16 protein-coding genes are annotated in these 19,439 nt (G+C 71.6%); 8 read left to right on the top strand and 8 right to left on the bottom strand.

The window, feature by feature from the left end:
- The first annotated feature begins 29 nt into the window (after positions 1 to 29).
- Positions 30 to 1,334, top strand: coding sequence for an MFS transporter (locus EDF19_RS00595; RefSeq protein ID WP_185022600.1), 1,305 nt, complete (start codon positions 30 to 32; stop codon positions 1,332 to 1,334).
- Positions 1,331 to 3,100, top strand: coding sequence for a glycoside hydrolase family 3 protein (locus EDF19_RS00590; protein WP_123679032.1), 1,770 nt, complete (start codon positions 1,331 to 1,333; stop codon positions 3,098 to 3,100). The genes EDF19_RS00595 and EDF19_RS00590 overlap by 4 nt, the downstream gene beginning before the upstream one ends.
- 18 nt (positions 3,101 to 3,118) lie before the next feature.
- On the opposite strand, the gene EDF19_RS00585 is transcribed toward EDF19_RS00590, so the two are convergent.
- The 8 genes from EDF19_RS00585 to EDF19_RS00550 all read right to left on the bottom strand — a co-directional run bounded on the left by EDF19_RS00585 (position 3,119) and on the right by EDF19_RS00550 (position 9,666).
- Positions 3,119 to 3,619, bottom strand: a complete 501-nt coding sequence (locus EDF19_RS00585; RefSeq protein WP_123679031.1) for a GyrI-like domain-containing protein — start codon at positions 3,617 to 3,619, stop codon at positions 3,119 to 3,121.
- Positions 3,620 to 3,790: 171 nt separating this feature from the next.
- Entirely contained in the window at positions 3,791 to 4,090 is a 300-nt protein-coding gene (locus EDF19_RS00580; RefSeq protein ID WP_123679030.1) for a Dabb family protein, read from the bottom strand.
- Positions 4,087 to 5,022 (bottom strand): hypothetical protein, encoded by a 936-nt coding sequence (locus EDF19_RS00575; RefSeq protein ID WP_123679029.1) that lies wholly within the window; start codon positions 5,020 to 5,022, stop codon positions 4,087 to 4,089. Before EDF19_RS00575 ends, EDF19_RS00580 begins: the two co-directional genes overlap by 4 nt.
- A 46-nt stretch (positions 5,023 to 5,068) precedes the next feature.
- A complete protein-coding gene (locus tag EDF19_RS00570) occupies positions 5,069 to 6,091 on the bottom strand; it encodes an LLM class flavin-dependent oxidoreductase (protein ID WP_123679028.1) in 1,023 nt (340 codons plus the stop codon).
- Positions 6,092 to 6,227: 136 nt separating this feature from the next.
- Entirely contained in the window at positions 6,228 to 6,977 is a 750-nt protein-coding gene (locus EDF19_RS00565) for an SDR family oxidoreductase (protein ID WP_123679027.1), read from the bottom strand.
- 36 nt (positions 6,978 to 7,013) lie between these two features.
- Positions 7,014 to 7,919 (bottom strand): NADP-dependent oxidoreductase, encoded by a 906-nt coding sequence (locus EDF19_RS00560; protein ID WP_221180592.1) that lies wholly within the window; start codon positions 7,917 to 7,919, stop codon positions 7,014 to 7,016.
- Positions 7,919 to 8,878 (bottom strand): alpha/beta hydrolase, encoded by a 960-nt coding sequence (locus EDF19_RS00555; protein ID WP_123679853.1) that lies wholly within the window; start codon positions 8,876 to 8,878, stop codon positions 7,919 to 7,921. Before EDF19_RS00555 ends, EDF19_RS00560 begins: the two co-directional genes overlap by 1 nt.
- A gap of 125 nt (positions 8,879 to 9,003) precedes the next feature.
- Positions 9,004 to 9,666 (bottom strand): GntR family transcriptional regulator, encoded by a 663-nt coding sequence (locus EDF19_RS00550; RefSeq protein WP_123679026.1) that lies wholly within the window; start codon positions 9,664 to 9,666, stop codon positions 9,004 to 9,006.
- Positions 9,667 to 9,734: 68 nt separating this feature from the next.
- On the opposite strand from EDF19_RS00550, the gene EDF19_RS00545 reads away from it, so the two are divergent.
- The 6 genes from EDF19_RS00545 to EDF19_RS00520 all read left to right on the top strand — a co-directional run bounded on the left by EDF19_RS00545 (position 9,735) and on the right by EDF19_RS00520 (position 19,388).
- On the top strand, positions 9,735 to 12,470 hold the full coding sequence (locus tag EDF19_RS00545; RefSeq protein WP_123679025.1) for an AAA family ATPase: 2,736 nt from the start codon (positions 9,735 to 9,737) through the stop codon (positions 12,468 to 12,470).
- A gap of 132 nt (positions 12,471 to 12,602) precedes the next feature.
- Positions 12,603 to 13,466, top strand: a complete 864-nt coding sequence (locus EDF19_RS00540) for an SMP-30/gluconolactonase/LRE family protein (protein ID WP_185022599.1) — start codon at positions 12,603 to 12,605, stop codon at positions 13,464 to 13,466.
- A gap of 358 nt (positions 13,467 to 13,824) precedes the next feature.
- Positions 13,825 to 15,096 carry an ABC transporter substrate-binding protein gene (locus EDF19_RS00535; protein WP_123679023.1) on the top strand — a complete coding sequence of 424 codons (1,272 nt, stop codon included), beginning with the start codon at positions 13,825 to 13,827 and terminating at the stop codon, positions 15,094 to 15,096.
- Between the two features lie 26 nt (positions 15,097 to 15,122).
- On the top strand, positions 15,123 to 16,112 hold the full coding sequence (locus EDF19_RS00530) for a carbohydrate ABC transporter permease (protein ID WP_123679022.1): 990 nt from the start codon (positions 15,123 to 15,125) through the stop codon (positions 16,110 to 16,112).
- Positions 16,109 to 17,020 (top strand): carbohydrate ABC transporter permease, encoded by a 912-nt coding sequence (locus EDF19_RS00525; RefSeq protein WP_123679021.1) that lies wholly within the window; start codon positions 16,109 to 16,111, stop codon positions 17,018 to 17,020. Before EDF19_RS00530 ends, EDF19_RS00525 begins: the two co-directional genes overlap by 4 nt.
- Before the next feature lie 16 nt (positions 17,021 to 17,036).
- Positions 17,037 to 19,388, top strand: a complete 2,352-nt coding sequence (locus tag EDF19_RS00520; protein WP_123679020.1) for a TIM-barrel domain-containing protein — start codon at positions 17,037 to 17,039, stop codon at positions 19,386 to 19,388.
- The last annotated feature ends 51 nt before the right edge of the window (positions 19,389 to 19,439 follow it).

Genomic DNA, 19,439 nt, shown 5'->3' with positions numbered 1-19,439 from the left:
GGGCAGAACCCGAGTCTATGGAGTCAACGATGACGACCCCCGCCCCCGACACCTCGCCCGCTCCGGCGCCCGCAGCCGTGCCGATGACGACCGTCTCACCGACGGTCGACGGCGCTCCCCGCTGGTACATGCCGTCGCTCGGCGTCGCGACCTTCGCGGTCTTCCTGGCGCTGCTCACCCCCGCGCTCGTCGGCCTGCAGCTGAAGCTCGTCGACCTCGTCGGCGTGACCGCGGCCCCCGGTGCCCTCAGCCTCGTCGCGGCCGTCGGCGCCCTGTTCGCCCTGTTCGTGAACCCGCTGGCCGGACGGCTGTCCGATCGCACGCTCTCCCGGTTCGGCCGACGCCGCCCGTGGATCGTCGGCGGAGCCCTGGTCGGCACGCTCGCACTCGTCCTCATCGGCGTCGCGGACAGCGTGGCGCTCGTGCTCATCGGCTGGTGCCTGGCGCAAGCGGCCTTCAACGCCGCCCTCGCTGCGGTGACGGCGACGATGCCCGACCAGGTGCCGGAGCGGCAGCGCGGTCGCGCCTCGAGCATCATCGGCATCGGCACGCCGCTCGCGATCCTGGTCGGGTCGGCCGCGGTGGCGCTGCTGCCCGGTGACCTGCTGCGGTTCGCCGTGCCGGGTGTCATCGCGCTCGCCGGCTGCGTCCTGTTCGCGGTGGTGCTCAAGGACCGCCGAGCACGTCCGGACGACCGGCCGCCGTTCGACCTGCGTGGCTTCTTCGGCTCGTTCGTCTTCAACCCGCGCAAGAACCCGGACTTCGCCTGGAACTGGCTCAACCGGTTCCTGATGTTCTTCGGCTACACGGGCATCGGGTCGTACCTGGCGTTCTTCGTGATGGAGCGGTTCGCAGTGCCGGGGGACCAGGTCGCCGGAGTCATCCTGCTCGCGAACCTGTGCAGCGTGGCCGGCATGGTCGTGGCGAGCATCGTCGGTGGGGCGCTGAGCGACCGGATCGGCATGCGCCGGCCGTTCGTCACCGCCGCCGGCCTCATCATGGTCGTCGGCCTGGTGGTCCTGGCCTTCGCCCCGTCGCTCGGGGTGCTCTACGTCGCCGAGGCCCTGGTCGGCATCGGCTTCGGGTCCTACCTCGCCGTCGACCTCGCGCTGGCGACCTCGGTCCTGCCGAACGAGGCCGACCGTGCGAAGGACCTCGGCGTCCTCAACATCGCGAACGCGCTGCCGCAGTCGATCGCCCCCGCGATCGCCCCGGCCGTGATCGCCGCAGGTGCCGCGCTGCCGTTCGGCGGCTACAGCACCTGGTTCCTCCTCGGAGCGCTCATCGCAGCAGTGGGAGCGTTCCTCGTCTACCGCGTGAAGGGCGTCCGATGACCATCTCGAAGAACACCACGGAGACCGCGCCGTACCGCGATCCCGCCGTCCCGCTGGAGGACCGCGTGTCGGATCTCCTCGACCGCATGACGGTCGAGGAGAAAGCGGGGCTGATGTTCCAGCACATGATCGTCGTCGGACCGGACGGCGAGCTCGCCGGCCCCGTGCCCGGCACGACGATCCCCGGCACCGTCGAGGCGGTGGACGCGCTGCACATGACGCACTTCAACCTGCTCGGCCCGGCGCCGGAACCCCGGGAGCTCGCGGCGTGGCACAACCGGCTGCAGGAGCGGGCGGCGGCCACCCGGCTCGGGATCCCGGTCACGCTCTCGACCGATCCGCGGCACCACTTCACCGAGAACCTCGGCACGGCATCGGCGGCCGGGTCGTTCTCGCAGTGGCCGGAGACCCTCGGACTCGCCGCGCTCCGGGACGCCGACCTGGTCGAACGGTTCGCCGACATCGCCCGCCAGGAGTACCTCGCCGTCGGGCTGCGTGCCGCGCTGCACCCGCAGATCGACCTGTCGACCGAGTACCGGTGGTCGCGGATCAGCGGCACCTTCGGCGAGGACGCCGACCTGACGGGGGAGCTCGTCGCGGCGTACATCCGCGGGTTCCAGGGCACCGAGCTCGGCTCGGAGTCGGTCTCGACGATGACCAAGCACTTCCCCGGTGGCGGCCCCCAGAAGGACGGTGAGGACCCGCACTTCCCCTACGGCCGCGAGCAGGTCTACCCGGCCGGACGGTTCGAGTACCACCTGGCGCCGTTCCGGAAGGCCCTGGCAGCCGGGGCGTCGCAGATCATGCCGTACTACGGCATGCCGATCGACACCGAGCTCGAGGAGGTCGCGTTCGCGTTCAACCGCCAGGTGATCACCGGCCTGCTCCGCGAGGAGCTCGGGTTCGACGGCATCGTCTGCACGGACTGGGGGCTCATCACCGACGGTCTGCTGTTCGGCGAGCCCGCCGTCGCACGGGCGTGGGGCGTCGAGCACCTCGACGAGCTGACCCGGGTGCAGCGCATCATCGAGGCCGGCTGCGACCAGTTCGGCGGTGAGTCACGACCGGAACTCGTCGTGGAACTCGTCCGCACCGGACGCGTCGACGAAGCGCGGATCGACGTCTCGGTCCGCCGTCTGCTGCGCGAGAAGTTCCGCCTCGGGCTGTTCGAGGACCCGTACGTCGACGTGGACCGCGCCGCCGAGGTCGTCGGTCGTGCCGACTTCGTCGCGGCCGGCGACGCGGCCCAGCGTGCCGCGCTGACGGTGCTCCGCAACGACGACGCGGTCCTGCCGCTGGCCGGACGACGGATCTGGGTCGAGGGCCTGGACGCCTCGACGGTGACGGGCGCCCAGGTGGTCGGAGACCTCGCGGACGCCGACGTGGCGGTGATCCGCCTCCGTGCCCCGTACGACGAACGGCCCGGCCGGTTCGAGAGCATGTTCCACGCGGGCTCGCTCGACTTCCCGGACGAGAGGATCGCGCACGTCCGCGAGGTCGCCGCGCAGGTGCCGACCGTCGTGGTGGTCTACCTCGACCGTCCGGCGGTCCTCACACCGCTCGACGAGGTCGCCGCCGCCGTCGTGGTCGAGTTCGGCGCGAGTGACGCCGCGATCACGGACGTCCTGACCGGAGTCGCCGAAGCGCGTGGGGCCCTGCCCTTCGACCTGCCCCGGTCGACCGCGGCCGTCGTCGCGAGCCCGAGCGACGCTCCGTTCTCGACGGCGGACCCGCTGTACCGCTTCGGGGACGGTCTGCGCGCCTGACGGGCGTCCGTCCGGCGGTCAGTCCGCCAGCTTGAACGCAAGGCGCGTGCGCCAGCGCGTGGGATCGGGTTCCTCGGCGGGGTCCGACAGGTACTCCTCGAGCCGGCAGGCCCAGACGTCCCCGTCGGGCCCGTCGGCCCGGTCCCACGTGACACCGGCGTCGTCGCCCCACTCCAGCAGGGACCGCGTCGCATCGAGCAGCCCGTCGGGGTGTCCGACGTGGACGGTCGTCGCGTACGTGCCGGCGGGCAGTTCGCCCGCCACGATCCCGTCCGCCAGCGCGTCGATGGGGTCGACAAGGGGGAACCCGACGTCGACGTGCAGGGCACGTGCCATGTCGATCACCGTGTACCGCCAGAACGGCGGCCCCGAGGGTTCCACGCCCTGCTGCGCCAGGAAGCTCGCGAGCCGCGACGTCAACGGTGGCAGGACGTCGGCCATCGACTCCATGGTCACCACGGACGGGATCGCGACGAAGGCGGTCGCCGTCCGCTGCTCGAGCGTCGGTGTGGTCGGCATGGTCAGACCTCCTCGTCCGGTGACCTGGCCGGAACCGTACTCCGCGTCGCGCCGGTCCGACCAGCAGATCGCGGCGCGCTCCTGACGCGACCACAGGCGGCCTGGAGGCGCGGTGCGGGCCCGACCCGCGCCTCCGGACCCCCGTTTGTCGCGATCGCGAGCCGCGCCTGGTCAGGCGGGCAGCGGCACGAAGTCGAGTTCCTGGAACGACGTGACCTCGTCCGCCCAGCGGGTGGCGACGAAGCGCTGGTGCGACGGGTGTTCGTCGTACGCGGTGTAGGTGTCCTGGTCGGCGAACGCCATCGAGAACTGGAACCGGAAGTCACTCTGCGTCGACACCTGGCGTGACACGGTGAACTCCTGCACGCCCGGGATCGCGGGCAGCGTGGCTCGGGCGGCCTCGAGGAAGGCGGCCTCGTCGGTGGAGCCGGGCTCGTGGACGAGGCTGAAACAGACGGTGTGGACGATCATCCCGGGTCTCCGATCGGGTAGTCGACGAACGCGAAGGCGGACCCGTCGGGCGCCCAGCCGTTGACGTTGAGGGTGCCCTGCCCGCCGTCGAGCTCGACGATGGTCTCGGCGCGCTGCCAGACCTCGGGTCCCCAGTCGCTGACGGGCCCGTCACCGGTGACGAGGCGCAGGCGGACGCGCTCGTCAGCCGGGTGCCCCTCGGTGCCGGGCGGGAACGACAGGTACACGGCGGCGTCGCCGGTGGGCGCGGGGTGCGGGAACCAGTTCACGTGCTCGTCGACGGTGAGCTGCTCGATGCCGGTGCCGTCCGGTCGGACCCGTGCGACCTGGGCGTGCCCGGGTTCCTGCTCGAACTGCTCGGCGTTGAACAGGATCCAGGCGCCGTCCGGGGTCCACTCGGGGCCGTCGGCGGGTCCGCGCTCGGCGGTCACGGCGCGGTCGTCGCTGCCGTCGGTGCTCATGACGTGGATCGTGCCGGAGCTCCAGACCTCGGCGTCGGACGGGTCGAGGCGGACGTAGGCGAGTTCGGAGCCGTCGGGGCTGACGCCGTGCAGGAAGTGCATGGCGTCGTCGTCGGTGCTGACCCGGGTCGCGGGGCCGCCGGCGAGCGGGGCGCTCCAGATGTGGAAGTCCTGGGCGCTGACGTGCACCGTGACGCCGTCTGGGTCGAGCACGTGGTCGTTGTTGAGCGGCGGGACCCCCGTGATCGCGACGCGCTCGGGAGCGGCGCCACCGTCGGCCGGCATCGTCCAGAGGACCCCGTCGGCGTTCAGGACGAGTCGGCCGTCTGTGGTCCAGTTCGGTGCTTCGTAGAGGCGCTCGGCGGACTCGTGGACGGTGGTCACGCTGCGGTCGGCCCGGTGCCAGACCCGGATGCGACAGGTCTGGTCCGGTGCGAGCACGCGTCCGGGGGCTTCATCGTCGAAGGGCATGGGACCACCCTTCCACAGGAGTGTCGGCTCCCGCGTAACGCAGGTGCTACCCGCCATGCGGCACCCAGCCGAGTTCGGGTCCGAGGTGCTCCGCGATGTCGGTGATGATCTGCGCGGAGTCGTCCGGCTCGAAGGCGAAGGGCAGCGCGAAGGCGACCTCGGTGACCGCCTGGTACCCGACGTCGGCTCGCAACCGATCGGCGATCTCGACCGACGTCCCCACCAGATCGGCGGCGAAGAGCATCCCGGCCGGTCCCATCGGCACCCCGACGCGGCCCGAACGACCGTCGACGTACGCGCGGTACCGCGCTTCCTGCTCGCGTGTCGCGCTGTCGGTCGGGATGACCACCAGCCCCTGCGACACCCGTGCGGCGGCCGGATCGGGGTGGACGTCGAGGTAGGCGTCGATCTGCGCGCGCTGGTTCGTGGCGAAGTCGGTCCCGTCCTCACTGCGCGTGACGCTCGAGGTGAGCAGGTGGAAGCCGTTCTCGCCGGCCCAGACGGCCGACCGCGTGCTGCCGGCGCCGTACCAGAGGCGGTCGACCAGCCCCGGACTGTGCGGCTGGACGGAGCGGGCGAACTCCTCGATGCCGCGACGCTCCGCGGTCCCGGTGACCGGGTCGCCGCGCACGAGGTCCCGGAACCGCAGGAGCCGGTCGTTGCCGAGGTCCTCCTGCTCCGCGGTGTCGGGGTAGATCGCGTCGCGGTACAGGTCGAAGTTCATCGGGACGCCGGCGGAGAAGCCCGGGTGCAGGCGGCCACCCAGCAGCACGTCGACGGTGCCGAGGTCCTCGGCGAGCCGGAACGGGTTCTCCGCACCGATCGGGGTGACGGCCGTGCCGAGCGCGATGCGCGAGGTGCGCTGCGAGGCGGCGGCCATGATCGCGACGGGGGAGGAGATGCCGTGCTGCAGGTGCCGGTGGCGCAGCCAGGCGCTGTCCATCCCGAGGGCTTCGGCGCGCTCGATCACCCGCAGCGTGTCCTCGTGGCCCTCGGCCGGTCGGGCGGGGTCGAACGACCCGATCGTCAGGAAGCCGAGACGCTGCAGGGGAAGTCCGTCGGTGGGCATGGGTTGATCGTGTCAGATGACCGGGAGGCGCGGTGCGGGCCCGCACCGCGCCTCCCGGCTGCCTGTCACTCGCGATCGCGAGCCGCACCTGCTCACGTGAGCAGCGGCCGGTCGGTGCGCGGCTTCGGCTGGCGCCTCAGATCTGGCTCGCCCCGCCGTCGACGTAGAGCTGCGACCCGGTGATGTAGCTGCTCTGGTCCGTCGACAGGAACAGCACGGCGTCGGCGATCTCCTCCGGCGTGCCGAGCCGCTTCTGCGGAACGCCATCGGCGAGCCCGGCGAGGAGCGCGCGCTCCGCCTCCGGGTCCTCGGCCAGGCCGCTCAGCCCGGGCGTCGCGATGGGGCCGGGAGCGATCGAGTTGACGCGGATGCCGCGCCCGACGAACTCCGCCGCCCAGCTGCGGGCGAAGGACCGGATGGCAGCCTTCGACGCGGCGTAGACGCTGAAGGACGGGCTGCCCTTGACGTCGATGTTCGAGCTGGCCAGGACGATCGTCGAACCCTGGTTCAGGACCGGCAGCACCTTCTGCACCGTGAACACGGTCCCGCCGACGTTGCGGTCGAAGGTCTGCTGGAAGTGCTCCCAGGTGACGTCCTCGAGCGCCGCGAACTCGCCGCCACCCGCGTTGACGAACAGCGCGTCGAGCCCGGCGCCACGGTCCGTGATCGCTGCGGCGATCGTGTCGAGGTCCGCGAGCTCCGACGAGTCGGCCCGGACGGTGGTGACCGCATCGCCGAGTTCGGCTGCGACGGCGTCGAGCGCTTCCTGGCGACGACCGGTGACGAAGACGTGGGCACCCTCGGCGGCGAAGCGACGTGCGACGGCGAGGCCGATGCCGGCGGTGCCGCCGGTGACGAGCGCGGTCTTTCCCTGCAAGGAGGACATGGCTGTTCCTTTCGTACGACGCTTGCGCGTCGTTGTTCAGTTGTGGAGGAGGACGATCTTGTCGTGGGGGCCAGGGGTCTCCAGTGCGGCGTGAGCGCCCGCTGCGTCGTGCAGCGGGTACGTAACACGCGGCCGGAGCTGCAGCATTCCCGAGGCCAGCAGGGGCATCGTCTGGTCGAGTGCCCCCGGTGCGCGGTCCGGGCCGGAGTGCAGCAGCTGGACCCCGTCCTTCGCTCCGGCACCGGTCAGCGTCACGACCCGGGCCGGACCGCCGGCGAGACCGACGGCGGCTGTGAGGTCGACTGCGCCGACGGCGTCGAGGACCGCGTCCACGCGGTCGGTCGACTCGCCGACGGCGTCGGTCAGCGAGCCCGCTGTGGGGATGAACGTCGCTCCGAGCCGCTCGACGTCGGCGCGGGAGTGCTCGCGTCCGACGGCGAGGACCCGGATGCCCTGCTCCACCGCGAGCTGGATGGCGATCGATCCGACCGAGCCGCCGCCGCCGAACAGCAACAGGTCCTCACCGGGCGCGACCTCGAGCTGCCGCAGCGCCGCGACGGCTGCTTCGGCCGAGGCCGGCAGCGCTGCTGCCGCGTCCCAGGACACGCTGTCGGGCTTCCGGACCCACGTGTCCGCGACGACGAGTTCGGCGTAGCCGCCGAGCTGCGGGAGCAGCACCGCGACCTCGTCGCCGATGGAGACGCCCGCGACACCGTCGCCGAGCGCGTCGACGGTGCCGGCGGCCTCGAAACCGAGGATGCCGGGTGTCGGCAGCGGGAACGGCCCGCGCAGGTGGCCGGCGCGGATGTGCAGGTCCGTGGGGCCGACGCCGGCCGCCGCGACCCGGATGCGGATCTGACCGGGACCGGGGACGGGGTCCGGGACCTCCTGCCAGACGAGGACGTCCGGGGTGCCGTACTCGGTGACGACGACGGCGCGCATCAGGCCAGCGCCGCTCGGAGCGAAGCGTTCGCGAGCATGATCGCGTGCTTGGCGGCCTCGGTGTCGTGCAGGGAGTTCACCATGACGAAGTCGTGGTTGATGCCCCCGAAGCGTGCGTTCGTGGCCCGCACGCCGGCCTCGCGGAGGCGTGCGGCGAACGCTTCGCCCTCGTCGCGCAGGACGTCGGCCTCCGCCGTGATGACGAGGGTCTCGGGAAGGGTCGCGAGCTGCTCCAGTGGTGCGCGGAGCGGCGAGACCGTCGGCAGTGCACGGGTCGCCTCGTCGGTCGTGTACTGGTCCCAGAACCACCGCATGCCGTCGCGGGCGAGGAAGTAGCCCTCGGCGAACTCCTCGTACGAGGCGGTGTCGAAGGCGGCGTTCGTGACCGGGTAGAACAGGACGAGCTCGGCGAACTCGACGTCGCCGCGCTCGGCCGCGAGCAGCGCCAGCGCGATCGCCATGTTCCCGCCGACCGAGTCGCCGGAGACGGCGAAGCGGGACGCGTCGAGGCCCTTGTCGGCGCCGTTCGTCACGACCCACTGCGCTGCGGCGTACGACTGCTCGATGGCGACGGGGTAGCCGACCTCGGGGGAGCGGTCGTACTCGGGGAACACGACGGCGGCGTTCGACCCGATGGCGATGTCGCGGACCAGGCGGTCGTGGGTGTGCGCATCGCCGAACACCCAGCCGGCGCCGTGCACGTAGAGGACGACGGGCAGGTTCGCCGTCGTGCCGGCGGGCTTCACGATGCGGACCTTGACCGTCCCGGTGGGTCCACTCTCGACCTCGACCCACTCGTCGTCGACGTCGGGCAGGAAGATCGGGGCGTCCTGCACCGCATCGACGGCCTTGCGGCCCTCTGCGGGCGGCAGCTGGTAGAGGAACGGTGGGTTCGAGGTGGCGTCGACGAACTCCTGCGAGGCTGGCTCGAGGGCGATCTTCTTGGGGTTTCCGGTCACGGTGCGGGACTCCTCGGTCGGTGCGACGAGCTCTTCCCGCCGTGACTCCACCGTCGGGCCAGCGGGCGTCGTACGGCATCCGTCACGTGACGTAGATGCGCCGCGACCCCGCGCGCCGCCGCCCGTCAGCGCGCGACGTCCGCGCGTGTGGTGAGGAGGTGCACCTCGAGGAGTCGCAGGATGCCTGCTGGGTCACCCTGCGCGATCGAGTCCTCGAGGACCTCGATGATCTCTTGGTGGCGGTGTCGCTGCGTCGGCAGGACGAAACGCGGGAAGTCGCTCATCGAGACACTGAGCTGCTCCATCACGGACCGGTGCCGGCGCTGCAGTTCCGGCAGCCCGGCCGATCCGACGAGGGCGTGGTGGAACGCCAGGTCGGCGAGCCCGCTGGCGCGAGCATCGTCCGCGCGGTGTGCGGTGGTCATCGCGTCCAGGTGCTGAGCGACGTCCGGCACCGGCAGACGGTGACGCACGATGTGTCGGACGGCCGCCGACTCGTAACCCCACCGGAGGAGCTGGAGTTCACCGAGGTCCGAGGTGGTGAACTCGCGGACCCGGTACGGACGGTTCCGCTGCTTCGTGAGGAGGCCGGACTGCACCAGCACGTTGCACGCGTCACGGACCGGGTTCCGGCTCACGCCCATCTGCTTCGCGATCACGGAGTCCGGAACGACCGCGCCGGCTTCGAGCCGGCCGTCGAGGACCCGGGCCTTCAACTCCGCGTGGACCTGCTGCACGAGGCTGGACGCCTGCGCCAGGGGGAGGTCGCTGAAGGCTTCGGTGCTCATCGACCGGACTCTACGCGGTACGTCACGAAGTGTCGACAGTCGACACTCCGTCGCGCTACGGTGCTGCCATGGACCTGCCGGAGCACGCGGAACGGCCCGCGCTCGTCGGCCGACACCACGAGATCGCGCTGCTCGACGCCGCGCTCGCCGAGGTACGGGCCGCCGGACGTGCCGTGATCGTCGAGGGCGAAGCGGGGATCGGGAAGACGAGCCTGCTCGAGCACGTGGTCCGGGGTGCGTCCGGTTCGGGCTTCCGGGTCGTCCGGTCGGCCGGGTCCCAGGGGTCGGCGCCGATCGGGTACGGCGGGCTGCACGGACTCCTGCACACCCTGCTGCCCTTCGTCGACGCGTTGCCGCCGCGGCAACGCACCGCACTCCGGGTGGCGTTCTCACTCGAGGACGGCCCTGCTCCCGACCGTCTCGTCGTCGGCCTCGCGACCCTCAGCCTCCTCGAGGAGGCGTCGGCCCACCGCCCGCTGCTCCTCGCCGTCGAGGACCTGCAGTGGCTCGACCGCTCCAGCGTGGACGCGCTCATGTTCGTCGTCACCCGGCTCGCCGACGCGCAAGTGCTGGTGCTCGGGACCCTGCGGAGCGGCGGCGACGTGGAGTTCCTGCCGCCGGCGACCGTGGAGCGGATCCCGTTGGGGCCGTTGGACCACGACTCCGCCGAGCGACTGCTCGACGAACACGCCCCCGAGTTGGCCGGCGCGACGCGTGCCCGGGTGCTCCGTGAGTCCCAGGGGAACCCGCTCGCACTGCGGGAGCTCCCGATCGCACTGCGCGAGCACGGCATCGACCGGACGACGATGTACTCGCGCCTGCCGGCGACCCGTCGGCTCGAGCGGGCCTTCCTCGACCAGCTGTCGTCGGTGCCGCCGGCCAGTCGACGGTTCCTCGTCCTCGCGGCGGCTGCCGACGGCGCCGACGTGCAGGACGTGATGGACGCAGCCCGTCGACTCGACCTGTCGATCGAGGACCTCCGTCCGCTGGAGGAGCGCGGTCTGCTCGCCGTGACGGAGAACGACCTCCGGTTCCGGCACCCGCTGCTCCGGTCCGCGGTGCAGAGCGCGGCGACCACGAGCGAGTGGGTGGAGTGCCACCTCGCCCTCGCCGCTGCGACGGCGGGCTCGCAACGCGCGGTCTGGCACCGGTCGGCCGCGGCCGTGCACCGCGACGAAGCCCTCGCGAGCGACCTCGAGCGGCTCGCGCAGCTCGCCCGGGACCGCGGTGCCCACGCGGAGGCGACCCAGGCGTTCTCCCGCGCTGCCACGCTGTCACCCGGCACGCACGAGCGGTGCCGCAGGATCGCACTGGCAGCCGAGACGGCCCGGGCGGGCGGCCTGACGAGTGAGGCCGTCGAACTCCTCGAGCACCTCGACCTGACCGAGATCGACCCGCACACCCTGGCCGAGGTGACGTTCACGAAGACGATCATCAGCCTGACGTCCGGTGCCCTGACGCTCTCCCGCGGCGAGACCGCAGCGGTGCTGGACCGCCTCCCGCCCGAGGCGCACGCCGAGGACCGGATGAAGATCCTGTGGGGCGCGGCCGTGATCGCGCGTGGGAGGAACCTGCCGCGCGACCACTGGGAGGAGCTGTCCCGGCAGGTCGAGGCGACGGCGTCGTCGAGCCCGATGAAGCCGGTGGCGCTCGCGGTGCTCGCGCCGCTGGGGGAGGTCGCTCCGCTCCGTGCGCAGCTCCCGGGCATCGTGCCGAAGTTGGTCGGCCGACCGATCGAACTGATCTCCCTCGCGATCGCGGCGGAGTCCCTGCAGGACCTCGAGACCGCCCGGACCGCGTGGGAACTGTGCGTCGAGCGGTGCCACGAGCTGGGGTTCGTCGCCGAGCTCACCCAGGCCCTCCGGGGGCGGGGCAACCTGCTGCTGCTGAGCGGGCGCCTCCGCGAAGGACTCGCCGACGCCGAGTACGCCGAACGGCTCGCGGTGGACACGTCCCAGCCGCTCATGGCGAGCGTGGCCGCGGCGACCGCGGCTCGAGCCCGCGCGCTCCTCGGCGACTCCGCCGGTGCGCAGGAGGACCTCGAACGCAGCATCCGTCTCAGCGGGACGTCGCCGTTGGCCATCACCGGCGCCGATGCCCGCTGGGCTGCCGGGATCGCCGCCCTCGTCGCCGGCGACCACCGCAACGCGGTCATCGAGCTCACCCACATGACGCTGCACCCGACCAGGGCCCTGTGGGCGATCGGCGACCGGGTCGAGGCAGCGGTCCGGGCCGGGCGGCGCGAGAGCGTCCTCGACAACATCCTCGAGGCGGCGGTGGCCGCGCGGCAGTACCGGTCGCCCTACCTGTCGTCACTCGTGGCGCGGAGCCGGGCGCTCGTCGCCGATGATGCCGACGCGCGCCCGCTGTTCGAGCAGGCCATCGAACTCGGACTGCTCAGCGAGTCCCCGCTGGAGACCGCTCGCTCCCGCCTGCTCTACGGCGAGTGGCTCCGCCGCGGTCGACACGTCACCGAGGCCCGAGCCCAGTTGGAGCTCGCCGTCGACGAGTTCGAAGCAGCCGGTGCCCGGGCGTTCGCGGACCGGGCCACGAGCGAACTCCGCGCTGCCGGCGGCCGGAACGCAGCGCAGCCCGCGACGCGTCCCGCCACCGAGCCGCTCACACCGCAGGAGCTCCAGGTGGCGCGGCTCGCCGCCCAGGGCCTGACGAACCGCGAGATCGCCGACGCCGTGTACCTGTCGCACCGGACGGTCAGCACCCACCTGTACCGGGTCTACCCGAAGCTCGGGATCGCGGCCAGACGGCAGTTGCCTGCCGCCCTGGCAGCCTCCGGTTACGAGTAGTCCCGGCGCCCGCTGGAGGTGCTCGGCATGGCGTGCAGGGCACCGGTCGCGACGAGCTCGCGCGGCTCTGACACGGGGCAGCGCAACGGGCAGCTCCGGAAGCCTCCGGGCGACCCCTGGCAGGCTGGGTCGGTGCACATCTCCCTGGACTCTGCGACCGACGTCGTCACCGGCATCCGCTTCCCCGAGGGCAACCGCTGGCACGAGGGCCGACTCTGGTACTCGGACATGCACACCGGCGAGGTGTTCTCGATCGACCCGACGTCGGACACCGCCCCGCGGCTCGAGGCCACGGTCGCCGGCCAGTCCTCCGGGCTCGGGTGGCTCGCGGACGGCCGCTTGGTCATCAGCTCGATGGAGTCCCGCACCGTCGTCGCCGTCGACGATGACGGGACGAGCTCGGTGTTCGCCGACCTCTCCGCCGTCGAGCCCTCGCTCCTCAACGACCTGGTCGTCGACGAGGCGACCGGCCGGACCTACATCGGCGCCTTCGGGTACGACCTGTACGGCGGCGAGGACCTCCGCCCCGGGCCGTTGTACGTCATCGACCAGGACGGCTCGTTCCGCCTCGCCGCCGAGGGCCTGGTGTTCCCGAACAGCGCGAACGTCCTGCCGGGCACGCGCACCCTGGTGGTCAGCGAGACCTGGGGTGGCCGACTGACGGCGTTCGACATCGAGCCGGACGGCTCACTGACCGGCCGGCGGGAGTGGGCCGCGCTGCCCGAGGGCGTGACGCCCGACGGCAGCACGGTGGACCGGGACGGCGCGATCTGGGTCTGCTCGGTGGACACGGGGGAGTTCCTCCGCGTCGTCGAGGGCGGCGAGGTCACCGACCGCACCGACGCTCCCGGGCAGTGCGCGATCGACTGCGCGCTCGGCGGCGAGGACGGGCGGACGCTCTACCTGGCGACCGCCGACAGCTACGACCCGGCGACGACGGCGCAGACGCGCGCCGGACGGATCAGTGCGGTCCGCGTGTCCGTGCCGGGTTGGTGAGCGGCTGACCGCGGCGACGAGTCGCACCGCTCAGGCACGCGGATCGCGACCTGACGTCGCACTTCGTGAGCAGGAATGGTCGGGTCGGGCGCGCGGACCCGACCATTCCTGCTCACGAAGCGGGCCGCGGCCCTGCTCACGAAGCGGGCCGCGGCCCTGGTCGCGGGGGCGCGGCGGACGGGAGGCGCGGGGCGGGGGCGACCCGCGCCTCCCGTCCGCTTGTGGGTGCGCCGACCCCGTCAGGTGCGATTACAACGTTGACTTCCGGTTTACAGCGCTGTAAACAAGACGTGCGCGACGACGCGCACGAGGGAGTGGCCCGATGGTGGGAAGCAGGACCGGAACGATCAGCGCGGCCGTGAGCCGGCGGGGGTTCCTCGCCGGAGCAGCCGGCGGCATCGCGCTCGGCACGATGGCACTCGCGGGGTGCGCGACACCGCGCGCAGCAGCAGGGGGTGCCACGACGCTGCGCTTCTACGAGCAGAAGCAGGAGGTCATCGCCTACTTCGACACGCTGCTGCGGCGGTTCGAGAAGGAGCACTCCGGGCTGTCGGTGGTGCACGACAGCACGACGGCGATCGCGCCGCAGTTCGTGCGTGGCGAGCCGGCGGACGTCGGGTGCTTCAACGACAACCTGGAGCTCGCGCGCTACATCTCGCGCGGTGTCCTGAGCGACCTCGGAGACCTGCCCTCGGCGGCGCGCGTGCGACCGGACATCGACACCCTGACGAACCAGTACGCGGAGTTCGAGGACCGCACGAGCGTCCTGCCGTACTCGCTCGCCGCGGCCGGGGTCATCTACAACAAGCGGATCTTCGCCGACCACGACCTGCCGGTCCCGACGACCTGGGACGAGTTCGTCGAGGTGTGCCGGACGCTCCAGAAGGCCGACGTCACCCCGATCTACGCGACCGACCGCGACACCTGGACGCTGTGGCAGGGCCTGTTCGACTACTCGGTCGGCAGCCTCGTCGACACCGGGTCGTTCTTCCGGAAGATGAAGGCCCTCGGCACCGACGTCGGCGCCGATTCCGAGGTCTCGTTCGAGAAGGACTTCGCCGTGCCGATGGAGCGTGCGAAGACGATCTCGACGTTCTTCAACCCCGACCACGCCACCCGGGCCTACGCCGACGGCAACCTGGCGTTCGGCAAGGGCGAGGCCGCGATGTACCTGCAGGGGCCGTGGGCGCTCGGGCAGATCGCGTTGGTGGACAAGGACCTCGAGGTCGGCACGTTCGCGCTGCCGGTGTCGAACGACCCGGGGGACCGGCAGGCGCGGGTGAACATCGACCTCGGCCTCTGGATCCCGACCGCGTCCGAGCACCCGGACGAGGCGCGGGAGCTCGTCGAGTTCCTCATGCAGCCCGAGGTGATCGACGCGTACAACCGCGACAACCTGGCGTACTCGCCGACCAAGGACGCGCCGCCGCAGCAGGACGAGCGACTCGCCGGCCTGCAGCAGTACGTCGACGACGCCGCGTTCTACCAGGGCGCCGGCACCTTCATCCCGACCTCGATCCCGCTCGGCAACTACCTGCAGTCGGCGATCCGGAGCGGGGACTTCACCTCGATGCTGCAGCGGCTCGACTCGGACTGGCGGCGTCTCGCCGGCCGTTCGGCGACGGTCTGAGCCGGACCAGGACTCCAGGAGCCACCATGACCATGCAGACCCCGCTCTCCCGCGACACCGACCCGGCGACGTCCGGCCCGGCCACCGCGGCCGCCCGCACGCACCGCGCCGCCGGTTCGCGTCGCGCCGCCGGCTCGCGTCGCCCGGGTTCCCTCCGCCGGACCGAGGGCATGTACTACCTGTTCCTCGTGCCCGCCCTCATCGCGTTCACGGCCTTCGTCGTCGCCCCCGCGTGCGTCGGCATCTTCTACAGCTTCACCGACTACCTCGGGTTCGGGCAGTGGAACTTCCTCGGGATCGAGAACTACACGGCGCTCGTCTCCGACCCGGCCATCATCGCGTCGTACGGGTTCACGCTCGGCTTCGCGGTCGTCACCGTCATCGTGACGCAGGTCATCGCACTGGCACTGGCGATCGCGCTGGCGAAGAAGATCCGGTTCGCCGCCGGCCTCCGGTCCATCTTCGTCATCCCGATGGTGATCTCCGGCATCATCGTCGCCTACGTGTTCAACTTCCTGTTCTCGAACACCGTGCCGGCACTGGCGACGAGCGTCGGGTTCGGCCCGCTCGAGCAGAGCATCCTCGGCGACCCGAACCTGGCCTGGGTCGCGATCGTCATCGTCTCCGCCTGGCAGACCGTGCCGGGTGCGCTCCTCATCTACACGGCGGGGCTCACCTCGATCCCCGAGGAACTGTACGAAGCGAGCTCGCTCGACGGCGCGACCGGCTGGAAGCAGCTGCGCGCGATCACCCTCCCGCTGCTCGGCGGGTTCATCGTGATCAACACCGTCCTCGGCGTGAAGGGGTACCTCGGTGCGTACGACGTGATCGTCGGCCTGACCAACGGCGGCCCGGGGAGCGCGACGAGCAGCGTCGCGATGACCATCTTCGGCGGCTTCACCGGCGGCGACTACGCCTACCAGATGGCGAACGCGACCGTGTTCTTCATCATCACCGTCCTCATCTCCGTGCTGCAGCTCGCGGCGACCCGCGGAAGGAACCTGCGACTCGCATGACCGCCATCGACACCCGACCACCCACCGACACCCGCGCGGTCACCACCGGTGACCAGCGCCGACCGGGTCGCGGCCACCGCCGGCGGCTCGGCGGCACGAACTGGACCCTGACCGTCGTGCTCGGGCTCGCCGCGCTGACGGTCCTCATCCCGCTCTACGTCACCGTCGCCATGGCGTTCAAGACGAGCGAGCAGTCCGTCGACGGCAACGCCCTGTCGCTGCCGTTCCCGTTCAACCCGGGCTCGTTCGCGTCGGCCTGGGAGCTCACCCGGTTCCCGGTCTCGTTCTCCGTCTCGCTCGGCGTCGCGGCACTCACCGTCGTCGCGACCCTGTTGCTCAGTTCGTTCGCGTCCTACGCGATCGTCCGGAACTGGCACAAGCGGTTCTTCCGGTGGTCGTTCGTGTACCTGCTCGCGGCGATGTTCCTGCCGTTCCCGGTCGTCGCACTGCCGCAGATCAAGCTGACCGCCGAGATCGGCCTCGACAACCCGATCGGCGTCGGGATCCTGCACGCCATGTTCCAACTGTCGTTCAGCGTGCTGCTCTACTCGGCGTACCTGCGGTCGATCCCCGTCGAGCTCGAGGAGAGCGCTCGGATCGACGGCGCGAGCACGTGGCAGATCTTCTGGCGGATCATCCTGCCGCTGCTCGGCCCGATGAACGCCACCGTCGGCATCTTCGCGTTCCTGGCGTCCTGGAACGACTTCATGATGCCGTCGCTCATCACCGCCGACCCGACCCTGCAGACCCTGCCCGTGGTGCAGAACATCTTCCAGAGCCAGTTCGGCACGAACTACAACGTCGCCTTCGCCTCGTACCTGATGGCGATGGCGCCGACGATCATCGTCTACCTGTTCGCGCAGCGCTGGGTCATCAGCGGTGTGACGCAAGGCGCGGTCAAGAGCTGAGGGGTACGACGTGACCATGACCGAGACCGCACTCCCGACCATCCGGCCGTTCCCCGGGGCCGACCCGGTCGCCGACCCGACGGCCGTCGTCACCGGCGAGCACTGGCGGATCACCGTCCTGGGATCCGGCACGTTCCGCATCGAGTGGAGCGACGACGGCGGCTTCGAGGACCGCGCCTCGACGTTCGCTATCCGGCGGCGGCTGCCGGTGCCGGCGTTCACCGCCGAACGCATCGGATCCGGCGTCCTCGTCACCACCGAACGCGCCCGGCTCCGCTACGACGGTGGCCCCTTCAGCCCGAGCGGCCTGGTCGTCGAGACCACCGGCCCGGACGCGAACCGCTGGCGCTGGGGGCAGGAGCCGCGCGACCTCGGCGGCACCGGCCGCACCCTCGACGACGTCGACGGTCGGATGCCGCTCGAACCCGGCATCCTGGCGCGCGACGGCATCACGGCGCTCGACGACAGCGAGTCGTTCCTGTTCGAGGACGACGGCTGGATCGGCACCCGTGTCCCCGGCCGCCGCGACGTCACGGTGTTCGCGTACGGCCGCGACTTCGACGCAGCACTCCGGTCGTTCCACCAGGTGTCCGGCGCACCGTCGCGCCTGCCGCGGTGGGCGCTCGGCAACTGGTGGAGCCGCTACCACCCCTACAGCGACACCTCGTACCTCGAGCTGATGGACCGCTTCGCCGGGGAGCACGTGCCGTTCTCCGTCGCGGTCATCGACATGGACTGGCACCGCGTCGACTCGGTGCCACCGCAGTTCGGCAACGGCTGGACCGGCTACTCGTGGGAGCCCACGCTGTTCCCCGACCCGCCGGCGTTCCTGGCCGAACTGCACCGGCGGGGGATGCGCACGACCCTCAACCTGCACCCCGCCGACGGTGTCCGGGCGTTCGAGGACGCCTACCCCGCGGTGGCCGAGGCGATGGGGATCGACCCGGAGACCGAGCAGCCGGTGCCGTTCGACCCGACCGACCGGCGGTTCCTGCAGGCGTACTTCGAGCTCCTGCACCGACCGCTCGAGGAGCAGGGCGTCGACTTCTGGTGGATCGACTGGCAGCAGGGCCGCGAGACCGGGCTGCCAGGTGTCGACCCGCTCTGGCTGCTCAACCACTTCCACCTGCTCGACTCGGCGCGCTCCGGCGGCGAGGGCATGACGTTCTCCCGGTACGCCGGACCCGGCAGCCACCGGTACGCCGTCGGGTTCTCCGGCGACGCCGTCGTGTCCTGGGCGTCGCTGGCGTTCCAGCCCGAGTTCACCGCAACGGCCGCGAACATCGGCTACCCGTGGTGGAGCCACGACATCGGCGGGCACACCCGCGGCGTCCGCGACGACGAACTCGCCACCCGGTGGGTCCAGTTCGGCGTGTTCTCACCGGTCGTGCGCCTGCACTCCGCCAACAACCCGTTCATCCGCAAGGAACCGTGGGTGTTCCCGGCCGAGGCGCGCGCCGCGATGGGGGAGGCCCTGCGGTTCCGGCACCGGCTCGTCCCGTACCTGCACACGATGAACCACCGAACGGCCGACGGTACCGCGCTCGTCCGACCGCTGTACCACCTGGAACCGCGCCGCGACGAGGCATACCGGGTACCGAACACGTACGCCTTCGGGTCCGAACTGCTCGTCGCGCCGATCGTCGAGCCGCGCGACCCGGTCACCCTGCACGGATCCGCCCGGGCGTGGCTGCCACCGGGCACCTGGACCGACGTCTTCACCGGCACGGTGTACGCCGGGGACCGGTTCGTCGACCTGCACCGCACCCTCGACACCGTGCCCGTCCTGCTCCGCGAGGGCGGTCTGCTGCCCCTCGCTGCCGAGGACGAACTCGACGCCACGGCCAACCCGACGGCGTTCGAGGTCCTCGTCGCACCCGGAGCCTCTGGCAGCTTCACCCTGGTCGAGGACCGTGAGGGCGACACCGACCGGATCGCCCGGACCGAGCTGACGTGGGACGCGGCGCTCGCCGAGTTCCGGGTGTACGCCACCACCGGCGCCGCCGACGTCGTCCCGGCTCGGCGCGACTGGCGCGTCACCTTCCTGGCGGCTCCCGCCGACGGGCAACACCCGTCGGCCCGCTCGGAGGTCCGCTTCTCCGTCGACCTGTCGGTCGACACGGCGGTGGGCGGTGCGGTCACGTTGACCGGGCCGCCGGTCGTGGGGCTCGACGCGCGCGGTGCGGTGCGGCGTGTGCTCGAGGGCGCGCAGTCCGGCAACGCCGAGAAGGCCGAGGCGTGGGAGGTCGTGTCGAAGGACCTGCCGCGCGCGGACCGCATCGTCGAGATCGGCACCGTCGGGCTGCCAGACGCCCTGCGGGCGGTCGTGGTCGAGTTGCTGGGGAGCGTGCACCCGGGCGAGCACTGACGGACTGGAGGCCCGTGGCGGCGCCGCCACGCGCCTCCAGTCCGACGTCAG

This window comes from Curtobacterium sp. PhB115 (assembly GCF_003752025.1).
Classification (GTDB): Bacteria; Actinomycetota; Actinomycetes; order Actinomycetales; family Microbacteriaceae; genus Curtobacterium.
Note: the sequence above shows the minus strand (reverse complement) of the source record. Positions and strands in the feature narration are given on the sequence as shown.

Excerpts from the sequence above, each read along its gene's own strand:
- EDF19_RS00595 (WP_185022600.1), top strand. The coding sequence starts at position 30 with ATGACGACCCCCGCCCCCGACACCTCGCCCGCTCCGGCGCCCGCAGCC.
- EDF19_RS00590 (WP_123679032.1), top strand. The coding sequence starts at position 1,331 with ATGACCATCTCGAAGAACACCACGGAGACCGCGCCGTACCGCGATCCC.
- EDF19_RS00585 (WP_123679031.1), bottom strand. The coding sequence starts at position 3,619 with ATGCCGACCACACCGACGCTCGAGCAGCGGACGGCGACCGCCTTCGTC.
- EDF19_RS00580 (WP_123679030.1), bottom strand. The coding sequence starts at position 4,090 with ATGATCGTCCACACCGTCTGTTTCAGCCTCGTCCACGAGCCCGGCTCC.
- EDF19_RS00575 (WP_123679029.1), bottom strand. The coding sequence starts at position 5,022 with ATGCCCTTCGACGATGAAGCCCCCGGACGCGTGCTCGCACCGGACCAG.
- EDF19_RS00570 (WP_123679028.1), bottom strand. The coding sequence starts at position 6,091 with ATGCCCACCGACGGACTTCCCCTGCAGCGTCTCGGCTTCCTGACGATC.
- EDF19_RS00565 (WP_123679027.1), bottom strand. The coding sequence starts at position 6,977 with ATGTCCTCCTTGCAGGGAAAGACCGCGCTCGTCACCGGCGGCACCGCC.
- EDF19_RS00560 (WP_221180592.1), bottom strand. The coding sequence starts at position 7,919 with ATGCGCGCCGTCGTCGTCACCGAGTACGGCACCCCGGACGTCCTCGTC.
- EDF19_RS00550 (WP_123679026.1), bottom strand. The coding sequence starts at position 9,666 with ATGAGCACCGAAGCCTTCAGCGACCTCCCCCTGGCGCAGGCGTCCAGC.
- EDF19_RS00545 (WP_123679025.1), top strand. The coding sequence starts at position 9,735 with ATGGACCTGCCGGAGCACGCGGAACGGCCCGCGCTCGTCGGCCGACAC.
- EDF19_RS00530 (WP_123679022.1), top strand. The coding sequence starts at position 15,123 with ATGACCATGCAGACCCCGCTCTCCCGCGACACCGACCCGGCGACGTCC.
- EDF19_RS00525 (WP_123679021.1), top strand. The coding sequence starts at position 16,109 with ATGACCGCCATCGACACCCGACCACCCACCGACACCCGCGCGGTCACC.
- EDF19_RS00520 (WP_123679020.1), top strand. The coding sequence starts at position 17,037 with ATGACCGAGACCGCACTCCCGACCATCCGGCCGTTCCCCGGGGCCGAC.